The sequence below is a fragment of the Campylobacter sp. JH23 genome (assembly GCF_017846595.1).
Taxonomy (GTDB): domain Bacteria; phylum Campylobacterota; class Campylobacteria; order Campylobacterales; family Campylobacteraceae; genus Campylobacter_D; species Campylobacter_D coli.
The window spans coordinates 1-303 of sequence record NZ_JAEQBP010000019.1 but is presented as its reverse complement, the minus strand read 5'-3'; the positions used below and the strand labels follow the sequence as shown (position 1 = coordinate 303).

Annotated in this window: 1 pseudogene; it reads left to right on the top strand. The window is 32.3% G+C overall.

The features are described 5' to 3' along the window. Positions 1-303, top strand: a pseudogene (locus KAR88_RS08740) (chemotaxis protein); the annotation flags it as partial.

The following is a 303-nucleotide window of genomic DNA, read 5'->3' as shown; positions in this document are numbered from 1 at the left end:
CTTGCTACTAAACAAGGTTTAGAACAAGATGCTAAAGCAGTAAAAGAAAGTGTTGAAACTGTAGGAGTAGTAGAAAGTGGTAATCTTACTGCAAGAATTACTGCTAATCCAAGAAACCCACAACTGATTGAACTTAAAAATGTTCTAAATAGACTTCTTGATGCTTTACAGGCTAGAGTAGGATCAGATATGAATGCTATTCATAAGATCTTTGAAGAATATAAGTCTTTAGACTTTAGAAATAAACTTGATAATGCTAATGGTAGTGTTGAAGTTACTACTAATGCTTTAGGGGATGAAATT